The sequence below is a fragment of the Paenibacillus sp. BT-177 genome, from assembly GCF_025846815.2.
Classification (GTDB): domain Bacteria; phylum Bacillota; class Bacilli; order Paenibacillales; family Paenibacillaceae; genus Paenibacillus; species Paenibacillus polymyxa_C.
Genome location: NZ_JAOYTP010000001.1, coordinates 14,512 through 33,888 on the forward strand (window position 1 = coordinate 14,512; position 19,377 = coordinate 33,888).

At 44.9% G+C, this 19,377-nt stretch carries 17 protein-coding genes, 2 pseudogenes and 1 riboswitch; of the genes and pseudogenes, 3 read left to right on the forward strand and 16 right to left on the reverse strand.

Going from position 1 to position 19,377, the window contains the following annotated elements:
* Window positions 1–384: 384 nt before the first annotated feature.
* The 9 genes and pseudogenes from OIU26_RS00020 to pdhA all read right to left on the reverse strand — a co-directional run bounded on the left by OIU26_RS00020 (window position 385) and on the right by pdhA (window position 10,971).
* Window positions 385–1,854, reverse strand: a pseudogene (locus OIU26_RS00020) (MFS transporter).
* A gap of 72 nt (window positions 1,855–1,926) precedes the next feature.
* Window positions 1,927–2,163 (reverse strand): annotated as a pseudogene (locus OIU26_RS00025) (isochorismatase family protein); the annotation flags it as partial.
* Window positions 2,164–2,474: 311 nt separating this feature from the next.
* A complete protein-coding gene (locus tag OIU26_RS00030; RefSeq protein ID WP_264215594.1) occupies window positions 2,475–3,962 on the reverse strand; it encodes a glutamate synthase subunit beta in 1,488 nt (495 codons plus the stop codon).
* Between the two features lie 237 nt (window positions 3,963–4,199).
* Window positions 4,200–4,688, reverse strand: a complete 489-nt coding sequence (locus tag OIU26_RS00035; RefSeq protein WP_013371452.1) for a dihydrofolate reductase — start codon at window positions 4,686–4,688, stop codon at window positions 4,200–4,202.
* Window positions 4,689–4,705: 17 nt separating this feature from the next.
* A complete protein-coding gene (thyA, locus tag OIU26_RS00040; RefSeq protein WP_013371453.1) occupies window positions 4,706–5,500 on the reverse strand; it encodes a thymidylate synthase in 795 nt (264 codons plus the stop codon).
* A gap of 249 nt (window positions 5,501–5,749) precedes the next feature.
* Entirely contained in the window at window positions 5,750–7,171 is a 1,422-nt protein-coding gene (gene lpdA, locus OIU26_RS00045) for a dihydrolipoyl dehydrogenase (RefSeq protein WP_013371454.1), read from the reverse strand.
* A 3-nt stretch (window positions 7,172–7,174) separates the two neighbouring features.
* The gene (locus OIU26_RS00050) at window positions 7,175–8,788 is read right to left on the reverse strand and encodes a 2-oxo acid dehydrogenase subunit E2 (RefSeq protein ID WP_436449005.1); all 1,614 of its coding nucleotides are present in this window, start codon (window positions 8,786–8,788) and stop codon (window positions 7,175–7,177) included.
* A 34-nt stretch (window positions 8,789–8,822) separates the two neighbouring features.
* Window positions 8,823–9,803: an alpha-ketoacid dehydrogenase subunit beta gene (locus OIU26_RS00055; RefSeq protein WP_013371456.1), complete on the reverse strand. Its 981-nt coding sequence runs from the start codon at window positions 9,801–9,803 to the stop codon at window positions 8,823–8,825.
* Between the two features lie 100 nt (window positions 9,804–9,903).
* Window positions 9,904–10,971 (reverse strand): pyruvate dehydrogenase (acetyl-transferring) E1 component subunit alpha, encoded by a 1,068-nt coding sequence (gene pdhA, locus OIU26_RS00060; RefSeq protein ID WP_013371457.1) that lies wholly within the window; start codon window positions 10,969–10,971, stop codon window positions 9,904–9,906.
* Window positions 10,972–11,226: 255 nt separating this feature from the next.
* Here pdhA and OIU26_RS00065 point away from each other — a divergent pair, with 255 nt between their 5' ends.
* A complete protein-coding gene (locus OIU26_RS00065) occupies window positions 11,227–11,961 on the forward strand; it encodes an alpha/beta hydrolase (RefSeq protein ID WP_016821912.1) in 735 nt (244 codons plus the stop codon).
* Between the two features lie 141 nt (window positions 11,962–12,102).
* Here the strand turns inward: OIU26_RS00065 and OIU26_RS00070 are convergent, their stop codons facing one another.
* Window positions 12,103–12,567: a low molecular weight protein-tyrosine-phosphatase gene (locus OIU26_RS00070; RefSeq protein ID WP_013371459.1), complete on the reverse strand. Its 465-nt coding sequence runs from the start codon at window positions 12,565–12,567 to the stop codon at window positions 12,103–12,105.
* A gap of 144 nt (window positions 12,568–12,711) precedes the next feature.
* On the opposite strand from OIU26_RS00070, the gene OIU26_RS00075 reads away from it, so the two are divergent.
* Window positions 12,712–13,353 (forward strand): thiamine diphosphokinase, encoded by a 642-nt coding sequence (locus OIU26_RS00075; RefSeq protein WP_058829630.1) that lies wholly within the window; start codon window positions 12,712–12,714, stop codon window positions 13,351–13,353.
* A 281-nt stretch (window positions 13,354–13,634) separates the two neighbouring features.
* Window positions 13,635–14,135 carry a C40 family peptidase gene (locus tag OIU26_RS00080; protein WP_264215595.1) on the forward strand — a complete coding sequence of 167 codons (501 nt, stop codon included), beginning with the start codon at window positions 13,635–13,637 and terminating at the stop codon, window positions 14,133–14,135.
* 67 nt (window positions 14,136–14,202) lie between these two features.
* Here the strand turns inward: OIU26_RS00080 and OIU26_RS00085 are convergent, their stop codons facing one another.
* The 6 genes from OIU26_RS00085 to OIU26_RS00110 form a co-directional block, all read right to left on the reverse strand.
* The gene (locus tag OIU26_RS00085) at window positions 14,203–14,895 is read right to left on the reverse strand and encodes a response regulator transcription factor (RefSeq protein WP_436449022.1); all 693 of its coding nucleotides are present in this window, start codon (window positions 14,893–14,895) and stop codon (window positions 14,203–14,205) included.
* A gap of 147 nt (window positions 14,896–15,042) precedes the next feature.
* Window positions 15,043–16,101 carry a ThiF family adenylyltransferase gene (locus OIU26_RS00090; protein ID WP_264215597.1) on the reverse strand — a complete coding sequence of 353 codons (1,059 nt, stop codon included), beginning with the start codon at window positions 16,099–16,101 and terminating at the stop codon, window positions 15,043–15,045.
* Window positions 16,098–16,865: a thiazole synthase gene (locus OIU26_RS00095; RefSeq protein ID WP_025675948.1), complete on the reverse strand. Its 768-nt coding sequence runs from the start codon at window positions 16,863–16,865 to the stop codon at window positions 16,098–16,100. Before OIU26_RS00095 ends, OIU26_RS00090 begins: the two co-directional genes overlap by 4 nt.
* Before the next feature lie 2 nt (window positions 16,866–16,867).
* Window positions 16,868–17,071 (reverse strand): sulfur carrier protein ThiS, encoded by a 204-nt coding sequence (thiS, locus tag OIU26_RS00100; protein WP_013371465.1) that lies wholly within the window; start codon window positions 17,069–17,071, stop codon window positions 16,868–16,870.
* Entirely contained in the window at window positions 17,068–18,216 is a 1,149-nt protein-coding gene (gene thiO, locus OIU26_RS00105) for a glycine oxidase ThiO (protein WP_264215598.1), read from the reverse strand. The genes thiS and thiO overlap by 4 nt, the downstream gene beginning before the upstream one ends.
* A 57-nt stretch (window positions 18,217–18,273) precedes the next feature.
* A complete protein-coding gene (locus OIU26_RS00110) occupies window positions 18,274–18,867 on the reverse strand; it encodes a thiamine phosphate synthase (RefSeq protein WP_264215599.1) in 594 nt (197 codons plus the stop codon).
* 331 nt (window positions 18,868–19,198) lie between these two features.
* Window positions 19,199–19,307, reverse strand: a riboswitch (TPP riboswitch).
* Between the last annotated feature and the right edge of the window lie 70 nt (window positions 19,308–19,377).

Below are 19,377 nucleotides of genomic sequence, written 5' to 3' on the forward strand. Positions count from 1 at the left end.
TTTAAAAAGTCCTGATCGATCATGTTTACACTCAATGATAATACAATAATATGAAAATAATTCCAATAGGTCATAAGTTCTACTTTACTTGAAATTTTTATTAGGCTGGAAATCTTAAAATGAGAGCAACGTATTATAGCAAGGAAGCCACCTACATTTTTTGAGCGTGTATCGGGTTTGTAGAAGTAAAAAGGTATCCTTCTAATAAAAACTTCTTTAGTTACAGGTTGGTAAGCAATATTATCGTCAACGCTCCACTACCCGCCGGATATATATCGCTAGCTCCAGAAGTTTGGGCTTACCGGACGCGCTGGGGTTATGGCGGCAGCCGCAGGACCGATCGATGAGGATCGGACGGATTGACGCGGCATCAATGCGTCAAAGTCAAGAGGCCGCTGAAGAGCTTTCGTAAGCTTTTTTCTGTTGCGGACGGAACCACGAGGCAGCAAGAGCGAGTAGAGAAGTCCCTATTAGTGCGATGATGACCCAGCGGTAACCGTGAATGACGAAAGCAAAATCAACGGCAGAAATCACATTGTTCTTTCCGGAATACAGCACGTTCTTCAGGTGGGCTGGCAGCGCTGCGCCGACGATGGTTAAAGAAAGAGCCGTACTCAGCACTTGACCCAAGTTATATAGCATGGACCGCAGTCCATTCGCCACCCCGCGGCTTTGCTCCGGAACGCTTGACATGATCTCCGTCGTATTGGGGGTAAGGAATAAACCGGTCCCGACCCCGATTAACAACATGCCGCAAGCGGTGACCCCGTAAGAGAAATTTCCACCGACCACGAATAGGAGTAGTAGTAGTCCTGCTATAGAAATAAGAATTCCAAGTGAGGCCAGAACTCGAATGGCCGCCTTCTTAGTCAACATGCCAGCAATCGGAGAAATGACCAACATCCCTATCGTAATTGGAAGGATCCTTAGACCGGCATTAAGCGCGTTTTGGTGGAAGGCAAATTGGTAATAGAGAGCGAAGAGCAGAGCAACCGCCGTACGGGCAAAAGAATTAAAGAATGTAGCGATGTTCCCCATACTGAACGTCCAGCTTTCAAAAAGGCTTAAATCTAGTAGAGGTGATGCTGAACGATGCTCATGCCATAAAAATATAGTAGTAAATATGGCGAATATCGCAAAACCTCCGATCACCTGCTTGTCTCCCCAGCCCAGTTCTCCCCCCTTGGATAAAGCAATGATTAGACCCGCTAAAGCGACAAAGATCATGATGCCTCCATATCCGTCCACTTTTTTATGGAGCTGCGCTAGGGGCTTCACCCTTAGAATCCAGAGCCCCCAGATGAGAGCAATGATCCCGAAGGGAACATTAGACCAGAACACCCACCTCCAGCCTCAGGCGGTCGTGACCACGCCGCCGACGACCGGGCCAAGCACCTGCGCGACGGAAGCGGACAATAAATTCAGACCGAGACCGGTGCCCAGCTGCGATTGGGGAAACGCATCGGTAATCAGCGGTGTTGTGTTCGTCACTACGAGCGCTCCTCCGGCAGCCTGTACGATCCGAAGAAGGATTAGTACCTCTACATTAAAAGCATAACCGAGTAGTAAACTGGATACGGTAAAGATGGCCATTCCTATTAAATACATTCGGCTTCTTCCGAAAATATCCGAAATTTGTCCGAAGATTAAAATCAGGATAGTGTTTACCAGCATATAGGAAAGTAAAATCCAGCTGGAAGCTGCCGCATTCGCATGAAATTGCTGGCTTAATTCCGGCAATGCGACATTAAGCGTTCCGATATTGACCAGAACCAGGAACGCTCCGAGACTGGTTACAGATAAGACATACCAGGGGTACATCCTATCGGACTTGGGACTTCTCTTTTGGGTCATAGAGACCAACCTCCTGAAATAAAAAAACGACCCCTGGAACCTGATAAATCCAAGGGCACATCTCCTTTGGGTTCAAACTTCAGCAAAGGCAGAAATGATTTCCTGTGTTGTCCGAACACGCCCGATGCGTGGAAAAATAAAATTTTTCACGTGATCGTGCTCGGCTTGAGAAAACCCGGTCATGGCATCGATCGCCAAAATCAGCTGATACCCATTCATAAACGCTTCCCGCGCGGTCGTATCCACGCCAAGCCCGGTAGCGATGCCGCATAAGACGATGGTGTCGATTCCCCGGCGACGCAACTGCAATAAACGCGGGTCATGTTTATGTTAATTTATATTACATATATTTAAGTTTTCATCTAATTGTTTTGTAAAATAAAAGTATTTTTCTTTAAAAAGGCTACACACACCCTCCTTATTTATGTTATGATCATTATAGATAACAGTCGCATGATTAAAAATTCAATTTAAAGTCATTTTATATAACATTAAATTTACAACCCTTTGTACACCTTCCTAGAAAATTGGATTCAACAACTAGCGACAATGCTTGAAACACAAATAAAGCCCCATCCTAAGATGGAGCCTTTACTTGATTCGTAACATTAAATTTATAATTACACCAAAACAGTAGTACCCATGAGGTATTTATCAACTTCACGTGCTGCTTCTCGACCTTCATTAATAGCCCACACAACCAGACTTTGTCCGCGGCGCATGTCACCCGCAGCAAACACCTTATCCACATTCGTCACATATTTCCCATAACGTGCCTTAACGTTGGAGCGACGGTCCGTTTCCAAACCGATTTCCTTCACAATCGTTTGCTCAGGCCCATCAAACCCAATTGCAATCAGTGCAATTTGTGCTGGGAATACACGTTCCGTACCTGGAATCGGTTGATAGATTTTACGTCCAGTTTCATCAACAATACGTTGGATTTGAATGGTGTGCAGTTCTTTCAGATTGCCATTCTCATCACCCACAAATTTGGTTGTCATGATGGAGAACTCACGCGGGTCTTCCCCGAACAACGCTTTCGCTTCTTCCTGTGCATAATCGAGAGAGTACACATTCGGAAACTGCGGCCAAGGATTGGCAATCGGATCACGTTCCAGTGGAGCTTTGGTGTGTGTGCCAAATTGAGTGACACTCCGGCAACCATGCCGCAAAGAAGTAGCTACACAGTCCGAGCCTGTATCACCACCACCGATAACAATAACGTCCTTACCTTTGGAAGACAAATAGTTGCCATCTTCAAGGTTGGAATCCAGATAACTTTTGATGGTGCCATTCAAATAATCCATAGCATAATGGACGCCATTCAAATCACTGCCTTCAATATTGAATTCTCTCGGCTTTGTAGATCCACCGCATAGCACAACCGCATCATAGTCGGCAACCAACTGTTCAGTAGGGATATCCTTGCCAATTTCCGTATTCGTGATGAATTGAATACCTTCAGCCTCCAGCAAGTCTACACGACGCTGTACAACCCTCTTATCCAGCTTCATGGATGGGATTCCGTACATCAGCAACCCACCTACACGATCTGCACGCTCATACACAGTCACGCTGTGCCCTGCTTTGTTAAGCTGTGCTGCCGCAGCCAATCCCGCAGGACCCGAGCCAACAATAGCCACTCGTTTGCCTGTACGTTTTTCCGGCGGGTTAGGAACAACCCAGCCTTCTTCAAAACCTTTTTCGATAATCGCTTCCTCAATTGTCTTAATGGTAACAGACTGCCCGATAAGGCCAACAGTACATGAGCCTTCACATGGCGCAGGACAGACACGGCCCGTAAATTCGGGGAAGTTATTCGTTTTGTGCAGCCGATCTAACGCTTCCTTCCACAAACCACGATATACGAGATTGTTCCATTCCGGAATAAGATTATGAACCGGGCAGCCTAAAGTTGCTCCCATGAGATCCATCCCCGTATGACAATAAGGAGTTCCGCAGTCCATACAACGTGCCCCTTGGGTACGCAGCTCTTCTTCAGACATATGCTTATGGAATTCTTCCCAATCCTTTATACGCTCTGCCGGGTCCCGGTCTGTAGGAAGTTGTCGTGTGTATTCCATAAATCCAGTTGGTGTAGACATGTTACGTTCCCCCATCTCTTCGCTTATGAACCCCGATCATCCATTCAGAATTCTAATCAAATTCGAACTTGTCTGTTTGTGTTATGAAAGGGTCTGTTCTCGTTGAATTTGATTTATTGTATCACAATACAGCGTAAAAGTAATGAAAACTTATGCAACTTTCTGCATCTACAGCCAAAAGGATTTTTTATATGGTTTATTAATTTTTCAAATGAGCTAGGTCGAGTTCATCTATTGTTATCCTGTTCTCTCGTAAACAACAAAACGGTAGTCATACAGGTTTTTGTCGTCCTTGATACCTGGCGTCTCACTGACTATAGTCCAGCCGCTCCAATCCAGCTCAGGAAACGTCGTATCACCTTCAAAGGTCTCCTCAATTCGAGTCACAATCAGCCGATCAGCATGTGGCCAAAACAGTGAATAAATCTCCGCTCCGCCAATGACCATTAGCTCTTCTTTCTGGGCAAGTTGGAGCCCTTCTTCCAGCGTATGGATTACTTCCGCACCTTCCGCCTGATAGCGCTCATCTCGAGTCAAAACGACGTTGCGGCGGTTTGGTAGGCTTTTCCCGCCAAAGGATTCCCACGTTTTGCGTCCCATGAGTACCGTTTTATTAATCGTCTGCTCTTTGAAGAAGGCCATGTCTCTGGGAAGGCGCCAAGGAAGACTGTTATCCCGGCCAATCACACCATTTTGTGCCATAGCCCATATCATCGAAATGCTCATCTTTCCACCTCCTCTAATCAGATGGCGACAGGCGCCTTGATCCCTGGGTGATGCTCGTAATTCTCAAAAACAAAATCCTCGTAAGTGTAATCAAAAATGGATTCCGGCTTGCGCAGGATTTTTAACTGTGGCAAGGGATAAGGATCACGCTCCAACTGCGTATGCACTTGTTGTATATGGTTTGAATAAATATGCACATCGCCGCCTGACCAAATAAACTCTCCAGGCTCCAAACCGCACTGCTGTGCAACCATATGCGTCAGCAATGCATAACTAGCGATGTTGAACGGCAGTCCAAGGAATGTATCCACTGAACGCATCGTCAGCATACAGGATAACTTTCCTCCAGCTACGTAGAACTGGAATACAAAATGACATGGTGGCAACTTCATCGATTCAATTTCAGCCACATTCCAAGCACTGACGATATGTCGACGTGAATCCGGATTGTTTTTGATAGCCTCAATGACATTCGCAATTTGATCAATATGTTGTCCGTCCGGTGTTTCCCATGCGCGCCATTGCGATCCATACACAGGTCCCAGATTCCCCTGCTCGTCTGCCCATTCATCCCAAATGCTAACTCCGTTCTCCTTGAGATAAGCAATATTGGTATCCCCTCGCAAAAACCATAACAGTTCATGTATAACGGATTTCAAATGTACTCTTTTAGTGGTCACCAACGGGAAGCCCTTGGCCAGATCAAAACGAAGTTGCCTTCCGAACACAGATAATGTTCCTGTCCCTGTCCGATCCTCTTTTTTCACTCCGTTCTCTAAAATATCCTCCAACAATTCCAAGTAGTTGCGCACGTTGTTTCTCTCCTTTGAGCATGAATAAAATACAGCATCGTCAATTTTTAATTTTTAAAATTCTCGATCTACCCCATTAATCTATATTTAGTTTATCATGTAGGGTACTTTTTTGACCATGTGCTGTGTGAATTTTCATGATAGTCCAATAATCTTAAAGTTTGAAAAAAAGAGACAAAGAGCGCAGATATAGCGCTCCTTGCCTCTTTTTTCATGTATGAAAACCAAAAACAAGATAATGAAATGGAATTAGCGACGTGGCGCCAATGCGTGGATCGGATGACCCATTACGACTTCTGCAGCTTCCATCACAAGTTCGCCCAGTGTAGGGTGAGCATGGATAGTCAAGGAGATATCTTCGAGTGTAGCACCCATTTCAATCGCCAGACCCAGCTCAGCAATCAGGTTGGAAGCTTCCAGACCTACGATTTGCGTACCCAGTACCAGACCTGTATCTGCGTCAGCTACGATTTTTACAAAGCCTTCAGCAGCGTTCAGGGAAACGGCACGACCGTTTGCTCCATAAGAGAACTTGCCAACTTTGACATTATAGCCTTTTTCTTTAGCTTGTGTCTCTGTGTAGCCTACGCTAGAGCATTCTGGATCTGTGAACACAACAGCCGGAATACATTTATAGTCTACAACAGATGGTTGGCCAGCAATTACTTCAGCAGCTACTTTACCTTCGTAAGAAGCTTTGTGAGCCAGAGCAAGACCAGGAACAATATCGCCGATTGCGAAGATGTGAGGGATGCTTGTGCGTCCTTGGTGGTCAACTTTCACCATTCCGCGTTCATCCAGTTCTACACCGATCAAATCCAGACCCAGTTCACCGTCTGTATTTGGACGACGTCCAACAGTTACAAGCAGGTACTCAGCAGTTACTTCTTTGCTTTCACCATTAACAGAGAATTTCACTGTTACATCTTTATCAGTTTGTTCTGCACTTTCCGCTTTAGCGCCAGTGAAGATTTCGATACCTGTTTTCTTCATGCTTTTCGAAACGATGGAAGTCATATCTTTATCGAAGCCAGGAAGAACAGTATCCATACCTTCAATAATCGTTACTTTGGAACCGAATTTGGAATACATTTGTCCAAGCTCTGCACCAATATATCCACCACCGATAACGATCAGGCTTTTCGGAATTTCAGGCAGGTTCAATGCTTCAGTAGAAGACAGAATGCGTCCGCCAAACGGGAATGGCTTCAATTCGATAGGACGGGAGCCTGTTGCGATAATTGCATTTTTAAAACGGTAACGTGGTGATTCATGTTCGTTGAATACACGCGCTTCGTTTTCGTTGATGAACATGCACTCACCGTTGAAAACTTCGACTTTGTTGCCTTTGAGCAAGCCGCTTACGCCGCCAGTCATTTTCTTAACAACACCGTTTTTGAATTCTTGTGTTTTTGCAAAATCTACTTTTACATTTTCAGCCGTAATACCGAAAGTTTCGCCATGTTTAGCTGCTTCGTATTGATGAGCTGCAGAGATCAAAGCTTTGGATGGAATACATCCACGGTTCAAGCAGACACCGCCCAGCTCAGATTTGTCAACGATCAATACGCTTTGTCCCAATTGTGCGGCACGGATGGCAGCTACATAGCCGCCAGGACCCGCACCGATAACCAATGTGTCAATATCCAGAGAAGCGTCTCCTACTACCATTGATTACACCTCCATTACAAGCAGCTCAGGGTTAGCGAGCAGCTGTTTAATATAGTTCATGAAGTTTTGAGCAGTTGCACCGTCAATAATACGGTGGTCAAAGCTCAGGGAAAGAGCCATTACTGGAGCGGCAACAATTTCACCGTTTTTCACGACTGCTTTTTCACTGATGCGGCCAGTACCCAAAATTGCAACCTCAGGGAAGTTGATGATTGGAGTAAAGAACATACCGCCTGCGGAACCAATGTTCGTGATGGAAATCGTGCTTCCTCTCATTTCATTGGCAGCCAATTTACCATCACGACCGCGTACAGCCAGGTCACGAATGGAATCAGCAATCATCCAGATACTCTTACGATCAGCATCTTTGATAACAGGAACGATCAAGCCGTTGTCTGTATCTGTAGCGATACCGATGTTGTAGTATTTTTTGTAGACAATTTCGTTAGCTTCTTCGTCGATCGAGGCATTCAGAGCCGGGAATTGACGGGAAGCGGCAACCAAAGCTTTTACGATGAATGGCAGGTAAGTTACTTTTGTGCCTTTCTTCTCTGCAATTGGTTTGATACGAGTACGGAAAGCAACCAGCTCAGTTACATCCACTTCGTCCATAATTGTAACGTGTGGAGCCGTGTAAGCCGACTTAACCATAGCATTGGAAATTGCTTTACGGATACCTTTAAATGGTACGCGTTCTTCCTCAGCACGCGGATCTGCAGCTGGTGCGGATGGTGCTGCTGCTTTCGCTTCTTTTTTAGCTGGCTCTTGCGCTTTTGCAGCTTCTTTCGCTGCTGGTGCAGCCGCTTGGCCTCCACCATTTTTGAAAGCTTCTACATCTTCTTTAGTGATTTTACCGTTTTTGCCGGAGCCACTCACTTGAGCGATGTTAATACCTTGCTCACGTGCAAATTTGCGAACGCTAGGTGTAGCCAGTACGTCTTTGTTCGAAGCAGCAGGTGTTGCACCTGGTTGCGTGTTCGCTCCACCTTTGGCAGCATCCTCTTCTTGTTTAACAGCAGCTGGTGCTTCTTCTTGCTCAGGAAGTTCACCTTCAGCAGCGATGACAGCCACAACTTGACCTACGTTAAAGATGTCTCCGTCTTTGGCAAATACTTCTTGAACCGTACCATTAACCGGACATGGAACTTCAACTACAGCCTTGTCGTTTTGTACTTCCATGATGATATCATCATCAGTTACTTTGTCGCCGGGCTTGATGTGCATCTTGATGATTTCGCCTTCGTGAAGACCTTCGCCCAGCTCTGGGAATTTATATTCAAATCTAGCTGCACCTGCAGCTCCGCCTTGTGCAGCAGCACTTGGCTCAGGGCTAGCAGCTGGCGCTTCTGGTGCATCTTCTTGTTCAGGAAGTTCACCTTCTGCGTCGATGACAGCCACAACTTGACCTACGTTGAAGACGTCTCCGTCTTTGGCAAATACTTCTTGAACCGTACCATTAACCGGACATGGAACTTCAACTACAGCCTTGTCGTTTTGTACTTCCATGATGATATCATCATCAGTTACTTTGTCGCCGGGCTTGATGTGCATCTTGATGATTTCGCCTTCGTGAAGACCTTCACCCAGCTCCGGGAATTTATATTCAAATTTTGCCACGTTTAAAACCTCCCAAATTTACGGTGTGCTTTAATTAAAATTCCAATACTTTATTAACCGCATCAATGATACGTGTTGGCGTTGGCAACCAAGTATCTTCAATTTGAGCAAATGGATAAACGGTATCCGGACCTGCTACACGCAGAACTGGTGCTTCCAGATGCAGGATTGCTTTTTCGTTAATTTGTGCAATAACTTCAGCAGCAACACCGGCACTCTTTTGCGCTTCTTGAACAACGATAGCACGATTGGTTTTTTGAACAGAGGCAACAATGGTATCAATGTCAATCGGGCTGATTGTACGCAAATCAATGATTTCCACTTTAATACCCTTTGTTTTTTCCAGCTCTTCAGCAGCCTTAACTGAAGTGTGTACCATCATACCGTAAGTAATGATCGTCACATCGGAACCTTCACGAACTACATTAGCCTTGCCCAGTTCAACTGTGTAATCATTCTCAGGAACTTCAGCACGGAATGCATGGTACAGGTTCAAATGCTCCATGAAAAATACTGGATCGTTATCGCGAATTGACGCGATCATAAGACCTTTTGCATCGTAAGGGTTGGAAGGAACAACAACCTTAATACCTGGTGTTTGAGTCAAAAGACCTTCCAAGGAATCAGTATGCAGCTCGGCTGCCTTAACACCGCCACCAAAAGGTGTACGGAATACGATTGGAGAATTGTAACGTCCACCGGAACGGTAACGCATACGGGATGCTTGAATTGCCATTTGATCGAGTGCTTCAAAGATAAAGCCTACGAACTGGATTTCAGCTACAGGGCGGAAACCTTGGATACCCAGACCGACAGCAAGACCCCCGATTGCGGATTCCGCCAGCGGAGTATCGAATACACGTTCTTCGCCAAATTCTTTTTGCAGACCTTCTGTAGCGCGGAATACGCCACCTACATGACCTACGTCTTCACCGAAAAGCAGGACGTTAGGGTCGCGTTTCAACTCTACGCGCAGTGCGTCACGAATCGCTTCTTTCATGTTCATTTGTGCCATTTGCTTCATTTCCTCCTTAAACATTGACAGATCAGTTTCAGTTCAGGTCAATCGAAAAGCAGACCGGATCGGGTTGCCGCCCGGTCTCTTTCAAGTTCAATTATTTAAAATCAGCTTTTTGTTCTTCCAAGTGCTTAGGCGTAGTTTCGAACATGCTATCGATCAAGCCAGGAATTGTCATTTTTTCTGTTTTCTCAGCTTTTTTGATCTCTTCGTTCACCTTTGCCTTAGCTTCTTCTTTTACGCGAGCTGTATCTTCTTCAGTCCAAAGACCTTTTTTCTCAAGGTATTTCGCAAAGCGGGCAATTGGATCTTTTGCATTCCATTCGCCTTCTTCTTCTTTAGAACGATATTTCGTCGCATCATCAGAAAGGGAATGCGGACGGAAACGGTAAGTAACGGCTTCAATCAATGTTGCACCTTCACCATTACGTCCACGCTCTGCAGCTTCTTGAACAGCTTTAATAACTGCAAGCACGTCCATACCGTCAATTTTCACGCCTTTAATACCAGCAGCTACTGCTTTATGAGCGATCGAAAGGGCAGCGGTTTGTTTCGAGAATGGAGTTGTGATCGCGTAACCATTGTTTTGCACAAAGAAAATAACTGGCAATTTGTACACACCAGCATAGTTCAGACCTTCGTAGAAGTCACCTTCGGAAGAACCACCGTCACCTGTATATGTAATGACGACTTGTTTTTGTTTTTTCAGTTTGTAGCCCATTGCAATTCCCATAGCGTGCAGAATTTGCGCGCCAATGATGATTTGCGGCATCAATACGTTAACGCCGTCCGGAATTTGACCACCGTGTTGATGACCACGGGAATACAAGAAAGCTTGATATAATGGCAGGCCATGCCATACGAGTTGCGGAATATCTCGGTAGCCTGGTGCAATAAAGTCTTCTTTTTGGAGCGCAAATTCACTACCAACCATTGTTGCTTCTTGTCCGGATACCGGAGCGTAGAAGCCGAGACGTCCTTGACGGCCCAAGTTAACAGCACGGTCATCCCAAGTACGTGTAAATACCATACGATACATAATTTCTTTCAATTGATCATCTGTAAGTTTAGGCAATTTATCTTTATTGATAATTTCACCATCCGGAGAAAGCACGGACAGAGCCTCAACTTCCTCTGTGTAAACTTCATAAGGAACCTTGCTCATTTTCTTCACCTCAACAAAAAAATTTGAATATCAAGTTCCGCTGTTATAGGATTATTATACACCTGTTATATCGCTCGCGTCAAAGATTTAGTTATTTTTTTTGAGTTTGGCACATTTTTGTGTATGTAACAGGGTGTGTTTTTTACTATAACAGCTTAGTACATGATTGAAATTTTAAACATCTATTGCAATCAGGGTAATCTTAACTTATTGTGATCCTTAATGCAAAATAATACCCAAGAAAGGTGACGAAAAATGACGGATTCTCGGTACTTAAAACGAACTATCCTTAAAGACGAAGTAGATAGCCGCTTACTTGGCGAAACCCGAATTCTTCGGATTTATTTGCCGCCCGGCTATAATGAAATATTGAGCTACCCGGTCGTCTACTGTCAGGATGGAGAGGAATTCTTCAACTTTGGACGCATTGCAACACACGCCAACCGTCTCATACTGGATGAAGGCGTCGAACCCTTCATTATTGTAGGCGTGGAAGTGAACACCAAAATCAGAACTCAGGAGTACGCTCCCTTCGGCAATCGTTTTGAGGCATACACTGCCTGTTTTGCAGAAGAGATTATTCCCTATGTGGAACAAAAGTATCCTATAAGAAAAGATGCAGCTTCCCGCATTCTGGCTGGGGATTCACTGGGAGGCAGTGTGTCTTTGCATTTGGCGCTATTGTATCCTGAACTGTTTAATCGCATTATTAGCCTCTCAGGTGCCTACTATGAAGCTTCGCAAGAAATTATTGCCCGTGAGAAAGAACTGTCGCATCTAAATGTATGGATGACAGTTGGCCTTCAGGAAGATGCATTTGAGAGTGATACCGGCATTTACAACTTTGTAGAGCTGAACCGTCAATGCGCAGATTTACTGCGCGAGCGGAACGCCGAAGTTTCTTACCGTGAAAAGGATGGCAAACATTTATGGGGCTTTTGGCAAAACGAGTTGCCTGACGCGCTAATGTATTTTCTGGATCGTGCCTGAGTAAAAACATCCCATACAATGATGAGGAATGAGCATTGACCTAGGAGGTCATAAGGCTCCTTCCTCTTTTTTATAGCTTGGTTGCGCTTTCAAAAATATATAACGAAAAACGGCAATGATTGCCGTCATCTGTCGTTCACATTATAGCTTTTCTTCTATGATCTTGTCCAGCAAGGCCTCGCATCCTGCGTCCAATAATCGATAGGTCTCTTCAAAATTCCCGGTAAAATACGGGTCGGGTACTTCTCTTAACTTTTCTTGAGGAAGCAAATCCATGAATTTTAGAATATCTGCATCTGCTCCACCTGCAAGTTTACGCATGTTTCGTTCATTAGAGTCATCCATGCACACAATATAATCAAATGCGTCAAAATCACGATCCGTTATTTGCCGTGCCTGTATGCCTTGTTCGCTGATTCCGTGCAGTTTAAGCTGCTTTAGCGTTCCCTCATGCGGAGGATTTCCAATATGCCAGTCGCCTGTTCCAGCCGAATCCACCCGAATTTCTGCGTCTAATCCCCGTTCCTTTGCTTTATGTCTCAGTATTGCCTCCCCCATGGGAGAGCGGCAAATATTGCCCAAACACACAAACAAAACGTTAATCATTTCGTTCCCCTTCCTATTCACGTCACACTTTTTTTCTGTTCCATTGTAGCCAGGTCATCCAAAATTGTGCAAGCCATATTTAACGCGGTATACTTAAAATGATCGTATATCTGGAACCGTATGCAGAAAGAAAGGATGTTGGTTATGATGAAAAAGCGAGCCATTGTATTTTCAGGCGGTCGTCTTAATGAAGAAGATTTACAACAAATACAACCCGATGATTTTATTATAGGCGCAGATAAAGGTGCCCTTTTCCTGATAGAACACGGTATTACACCACACGTCTCTGTAGGAGATTTTGATTCGATTACTTCAGAGGAACAAGAACAGGTAAAATCAGCAAGCCAACGTATGATTGCGTGCGATCCAGTACATAAGGACCTAACTGATACAGAGCTTGCTTTAGAAATTGCTATGGAAGAACAAGTAGATCATGTACTCTTGCTCGGTGTTACTGGCACTCGAATGGACCACACCTTAGCCAATGTTCAAATATTAGTACGGGCCATGCAGCATCACATTAGTTGCGCTATCATGGACGCACATAATTATATTGAGCTGACCGGATCAACGCTCGAGATCCAGCCCATGGGCTATACATATACATCCCTGATTCCTATGACTGCCGAAGTAACAGGTATACAACTGGAAGGATTTATGTATCCCCTTCATAATGCCACCCTCAAAATGGGACAATCACGGGGTGTCAGCAATAAGCTAACGGCTGCAAAAGGTACTATTTCTATCAAAAGCGGTCTACTACTCGTTATTCAAAGCAAGGATTAATTATGACATTGTTGTAACTATTTAAAAAGTTGTTCACACACTCAAAACCCTTGAATAACAAGGGTTTTTCGGTTTTTTACAGGCACTAGAATTAATTTATTTTTTACAAATTGTAATTTTTAATCGTTTTTTAATAATCGCGACGTAAGCCTTGCTCCACAAGCATTTGAGAGTAGTTTTCCAACTATTAGGCGGCTTCAAAACTGTTATACTCAACGCTGTCAGTTAGTTATCAACTCAGCAAAATATTGCACAAATCAATTTTTGGAGGTACTTACAACATGAATATGCATAAAATCATAAAAAAGGTAATTATCGCAGGAGTCGCTGCCACTATCGGCTTTGGTACTTTTGCCATTGAGGGAACAAATACAGCACAAGCTGCTACTGCTACTACTACTGTAGGTCAAAAAGTAATTAACTACGGCAAAAAATATATGGGTACTCCTTATAAGTTTGGAGCTTCCACAAGCACCACACGCAATTTTGACTGTTCTTCTTTCATGAAGCACATATTCAAGAAATACGGAGTCGATTTGCCGCGTACTTCTGTTCAACAGTCTAAAGTCGGACATGCCGTATCCAAGGCCAATTTGAAAAAAGGTGACTTAGTGTTCTTTTCAAGCGGTAGCCGTGCCACAGGACGCAATATTACTCACGTAGCAGTATATATTGGCGGGGGTAAAATCCTACACACTTACGGTGGACCTGGGGTGACCATCTCTGATTTGAACTCCGGCAACTGGAAAAGAACGTACATTAAAGCACGTCGCGTGCTGTAATGTAAAACTCATTTAAGATTGGTAAGCCGGGACGGAAAGTCTCGGCTTTTTTTATTTAAACTTTATGCTATTTTGCTTCAGTTGACGTTCTGAGTGAATAGCCAATGCCTCGTTCCGTTCGAATCATTTTAAACTTTTGCCCTCTATCTACTTTAACCCTTAAATGCCTGATGTACACATCTACTACGTTCGTATCAGCGATATAATCATGTTTCCAAACATCCTTTAAAATTTGCTGCCTGCTACAAACTTGGTTAAGATGTATCGCCAGATGTAGCAAAAGATCGAATTCTTTCGGAGTTAATTCCAGCTTTCGCTCCCCTCTGCTCACCATTCTGCTTGCAGTGTCTATATGTAAATCTCCTGCCTCGATTGCTCTTTTCACATCACGTTCAACACCAAAAATTCGTAATAAATTAGCTACTCTAGCCTGAAGAACTCTAGGATAAAAGGGCACTACCATTACATCATGTGCTCCTTGTTCAAAGCAGTAAACCATAAGTGCTTCCTCATCTGATGAAATCATTACAAGCAGTGGAACATGAGGATAGTTCTGCTGCAAAATGCGAATCAAGCCTTGAGTGTCCGCCTGTTCATCTTTAATGTTCAGGAGTAGCAAACTCACAGGATTTTGAGCTATATAAGGGCTTACATCCGATGTATTACGAACATGAACCACCTGATAACCTGCCTGCTCCAATGGATGAACGAATACAGCGGGCGCTTCATTTTCATCCACAAGTACAATTAACGGGCTCATCTTTTCACCCACCTGGTTTGGACATCGCATTACATATTGGATACGAACAAGTTTGTTATAAGCCATTAAAACATATTTGTGTTAGTGTAACAAAAAAGCAGAAAATCATTCTCAAAGAATGGTTTTCTGCTTTATGGTTTATGGTTTTCAGCCCAAATAGCGATGATATAGACTTCTTGCTTTTGCCAAGTCCTTTGTCCCATGGATCAGCGCTCTGCCATCTGCAAAAACAACTAAGCGATGCTCGCCCACACTAAAGGAAACCAGATACGAATTCCACTCTACGTTCCCCTCACCCAATGCTGTAAATCTATTTGCTATCTCTGCGAGATTCAGATGTGTCCGGTTGGCAGGTCTTATTTGAACGGTATCCCTACCGCACAAAACATCTGTTTTCTGCCGATAAGAGGCTGATAAATAGGGATACGTCGGTTGGCTACCGCAAGAAGGACAACTCGCTTTTTTAAGACGATCCACTGCTATTGCTACATACTCATTTTTCCACAAATCAAACGAAAGCAACTTTCCTCTCAAGTTCTCGGGATATCCACCAAGAAGCTTGAAAGCTTCCGTAGTCTGGTTAGCGGTGACCATTTGTACTGCCTGCGGAATAATCCCGGCCGTATCACAGGTCTCCCCTCCAAGCGGTACAGTTCCCATCAGACAGTGTAGACAAGGTGTCTGACCCGGTAAAATAGTGTAAGTTACACCGTAGCTACCCACACATCCTCCATAAATCCAAGGAATGCGATGCTTGAGTGCCATGTCGTTCATAAGAAGCCGGGTATCGAAATTATCGGTTGCATCCATCATGAGATCTACCCCCTGGATCAACTCTTCCAGCTCTTCTATCCCAACATCCAAGACATGTGCATGTACAATTGTTTCCGAATTAATATCCTTTAATCTTCGCTGGGCAGCTACTGCTTTGGGACACCTTTGCACAGCATCACTTTCCTGAAAAAGCTGCTGGCGCTGCAAATTGCTCCATTCCACATAATCCCGGTCTACCAGGCTTACCGTACCTACGCCTCCACGAACTAACGTTTCTGCAATACCTGTGCCCAGCGCTCCAACACCTATGATTAGTACGTGAGAGGAAGCAAGCCGGCGTTGGCCTGCAGGCCCAAAGGGTGCAAACCTTTCCTGTCTGGAATAACGGTCACTTTGTGGTGGTTCAGCAGCAGATTTTTTAGTAATCCTCATCCCTGAACCATGCCTTCTATCGGACTGCTTGCTGAAGCATAACGTTTTACAGGAATCATCCCCGCCTCAAATCCATATCTACCTGCACGTACAGCCAGCTTCATGGCCTCAGCCATTTTCACAGGATCCTTCGCTCCTGAGACAGCTGTATTCAGCAGAACACCATCTGCTCCCAACTGCATTGCCATTGCTGCGTCACCAGGTGAGCGAATACCAGCATCGACAATGACCGGAACTTCCGCTTGCTCGATAATCAACTCTAACGAAAACGGATTGAGCAAACCATGTCCTGTACCAATCGGCGACGCTCCAGGCATTACGGCATGTACTCCAAGCTCTTGCAACCTCTTCGCTAGTATCACATCATCCGATATGTAGGGTAGCACGACAAAGCCTTCCTCTAGCAACTTTTCACTAGCTTTCAATGTTTCAAAAGGATCAGGCAACAGCGTCTTGCTATCCCCAATGACTTCTACCTTAATCATATCGCACAAGCCGGAGGCTTTTGCCAACTTGGCAATACGGATTGCCTCCTCTGCTGTTGTTGCCCCCGCTGTGTTGGGAAGAAGTGTATACCGGCTCAAATCCAGTGTATCGAGAAAATGCTGCTTATCCCGTTCCTCCAAATTCAGTCTGCGCACAGCGAACGTTAATATTTCCGTCTCAGCAGCCTCTACGGCTTGGGATTGGATATCCAGATCCGAAAATTTCCCTGTTCCTAGCAACAGCCTTGAGGTAAAAGATGCTTTTCCAATGGTTAACATGATCAACCGCCTCCTACAAAATGTACGATTTCTAGGCAATCTCCATCCTTAAGTACCGTTTCATGATGATCTTCACGGGTCAATATATGCCGATTCAGCTCTACCACTACGGTTTTCACCTTTAAATCAAGTTCATGCAGCAATTGATCCACACGAGTGATTCGATTGGAAATGGTCATGCTCTGTCCGTTAATGGTCAGCTTCATAAGCTTTCCTCCTTGAAAAGTTCAGAAGAAAATTTACTTATTCCAAGTCCAGCTGCACCAGCCCCTTTAAGCATAGCTGCCATCGCTCGCCCAGTCGCATCACTAAGCAGGACACCGTTGCGATAATGCCCGACTGCAGCATAGACGCCCTCTACCCCAGGAACAGGACCAATGAAAGGACGCTCCGCAGTTGCCTGCGGACGCAAGCCCGCCCATGCACGTACAAAAGAAGCTTCCTGTACACGCGGCAACCAGGCAGATGCACGTGCTAACAACCCCTTTAAGCCTCCTACGGTCACCTCTTTGTCATATTGATGCGGAAGACTCGTGGCACCAATCCAAAGCTCGTTATTCTGTTTAGGCACGAGGTAAATATCGTCAGCATAAATGGTATAATCCAAAGGATGATCCTTCAAGGAGACTGCTACCGCTTCGCCCTTGACCGGGTATAGTGGATAATCAAACCCAATTTGTTCTAGCAATTTCAAGCTGTCCAAGCCTGCGGCAATCACGACCTGATCACAGGAAAAAAATCCACTATCCGTTCGCACACCGCAAACTCGACCATCCTGTATGACCAGTTCCTCAGCTTGAGTTCCAGACCATATTGTTGCTCCCAGCACCGCAGCTGCCCCTGCATAAGCACGGCAAAGCTGGACAGGAGACACTTGTGTCTCCTTTGATCGGTAGATAGCCCCAATTACTTGATCTGCCAAGCCCGGAATCCGTCGGTCCAACTCCTTGGCATCCCACCAAATGGCACGATCATCCTCTCGCATATTCGCAGCATTCCAGCGTTTTTGGCCCTCTGCTTCCGAACGAAATGGGGTCACAAATCCTCCTGTACGAAAGTCCACTGAAATACCCGATAAACGTTCCAAATCACAGACAAGGTCAGGGAATGCATCTCGACTTGTACGGGCAAATCGTGCCAGCTCAAGGTCTGCAAACTCTTCACTTTCCGCTGCCAGCATTCCCACCGCTGCTCCTGATGCTCCCTCACCAGGGATCCATCGTTCCAGCATGATCGTACTACGTCCCTCCTTAGCTACATGATAAGCAATGGAACTGCCGATCACACCTCCGCCTATGACCAAGCATTCAGCGTGTCCTATCGCTTTTTTCTCTGTATGTGTCTTTGACATATGTTCCGTGTCTCCTCTCCAGTAAGCATTCTACTTTCCCTTCGTCTCGTTTTCTTGCTACAGGTCGTGAACTACAAGATCTACCATTCGCCTATATTCCATCGCTGCTGCAACGGGTGACTTTGCTTCCCATATACCAGACATCACCGCAATTCCGCTTGCTCCAGCATGATAAAGCTCTGGAACATGATGGGGTTGTATGCCTCCCAGCGCTATCACCGGAATGTCCGACAATCTGCAAATGCGTTCAAGCTGTGCTATACCCCGCGGTACAAGACCGGCTTTACAATGGGTCTCATATACATGACCAAATAGTACATAGTCTGCTCCAGCCTGCTCGGCGGTCTGCACCTCCTCCAAGGAATGTACAGACACTCCACAGCGTGTACCCTCTGAAAGTAGACTTTTCGCATCCACCACAGATAACCCATTAGCTGGAAGCTGGACAGCTCCTGCCGAGGTAAGTAAAGCTACGTCCACGCGGTCATTTACTACAATTTGCCGCAAAGGAACTTCCTGCTTGATCATGCTACGAGTCAAAGAAAGCAAAGCAGAGGCACCCTTCTGTTTCGAACGTGCGTGTACATAATGAATATAAGCACAAATAGCGGCAGCCACTTGGGGTACATTCACACAGGAGACACTTTCCATCGTAATTACGTGTAATTCGATCTCATTTTCACCTCACTTGGACTAAAGAATATGAACTTGTGTTATAAAAAAAATCGTATTAGCTGAATCTATATTGTTTTAGCTCCATATTGGGTAATATCATACGGAGCCAGCCACATGTACCAGCAATAATGAAAGGAGATTATATGTAAATCCGTCTACGGAAACTCGAACAAATGAAGATGAACGAAACGCAAAAAGCCACTTCCCAAAGGAAGTGGCTTGACAAACGTTCAAAATCAAACGGACTATTATATCCGTAAACGTATATCGTTCCCTGCGCAAACAAAAGTAAAGAGCTACTACCTTGTTTGTACAGTACTCACTTCCCTACGCTGGCATAACCCAGATCAGGTACAAAGGGTCCGAAATCCATTTATTTCGTCTCAGCCGCATGGGCGGCTCCCCTAGTGTGACTATTTTATTGTATCAGCTAAAGATAGCTTAGCATATTTTCCTAATTCTGCAAACCCCACCTTGTGTTAAATC

Excerpts from the sequence above, each read along its gene's own strand:
- OIU26_RS00030 (WP_264215594.1), bottom strand. The coding sequence starts at position 3,962 with ATGTCTACACCAACTGGATTTATGGAATACACACGACAACTTCCTACA.
- OIU26_RS00090 (WP_264215597.1), bottom strand. The coding sequence starts at position 16,101 with ATGAGGATTACTAAAAAATCTGCTGCTGAACCACCACAAAGTGACCGT.
- OIU26_RS00110 (WP_264215599.1), bottom strand. The coding sequence starts at position 18,867 with ATGGAAAGTGTCTCCTGTGTGAATGTACCCCAAGTGGCTGCCGCTATT.
- pdhA (WP_013371457.1), bottom strand. The coding sequence starts at position 10,971 with ATGAGCAAGGTTCCTTATGAAGTTTACACAGAGGAAGTTGAGGCTCTG.
- OIU26_RS00085 (WP_436449022.1), bottom strand. The coding sequence starts at position 14,895 with ATGAGCCCGTTAATTGTACTTGTGGATGAAAATGAAGCGCCCGCTGTA.
- OIU26_RS00080 (WP_264215595.1), top strand. The coding sequence starts at position 13,635 with ATGAATATGCATAAAATCATAAAAAAGGTAATTATCGCAGGAGTCGCT.
- OIU26_RS00055 (WP_013371456.1), bottom strand. The coding sequence starts at position 9,803 with ATGGCACAAATGAACATGAAAGAAGCGATTCGTGACGCACTGCGCGTA.
- thiO (WP_264215598.1), bottom strand. The coding sequence starts at position 18,216 with ATGTCAAAGACACATACAGAGAAAAAAGCGATAGGACACGCTGAATGC.
- OIU26_RS00065 (WP_016821912.1), top strand. The coding sequence starts at position 11,227 with ATGACGGATTCTCGGTACTTAAAACGAACTATCCTTAAAGACGAAGTA.
- OIU26_RS00075 (WP_058829630.1), top strand. The coding sequence starts at position 12,712 with ATGATGAAAAAGCGAGCCATTGTATTTTCAGGCGGTCGTCTTAATGAA.
- lpdA (WP_013371454.1), bottom strand. The coding sequence starts at position 7,171 with ATGGTAGTAGGAGACGCTTCTCTGGATATTGACACATTGGTTATCGGT.
- OIU26_RS00035 (WP_013371452.1), bottom strand. The coding sequence starts at position 4,688 with ATGAGCATTTCGATGATATGGGCTATGGCACAAAATGGTGTGATTGGC.
- OIU26_RS00070 (WP_013371459.1), bottom strand. The coding sequence starts at position 12,567 with ATGATTAACGTTTTGTTTGTGTGTTTGGGCAATATTTGCCGCTCTCCC.
- thiS (WP_013371465.1), bottom strand. The coding sequence starts at position 17,071 with ATGAAGCTGACCATTAACGGACAGAGCATGACCATTTCCAATCGAATC.
- OIU26_RS00095 (WP_025675948.1), bottom strand. The coding sequence starts at position 16,865 with ATGTTAACCATTGGAAAAGCATCTTTTACCTCAAGGCTGTTGCTAGGA.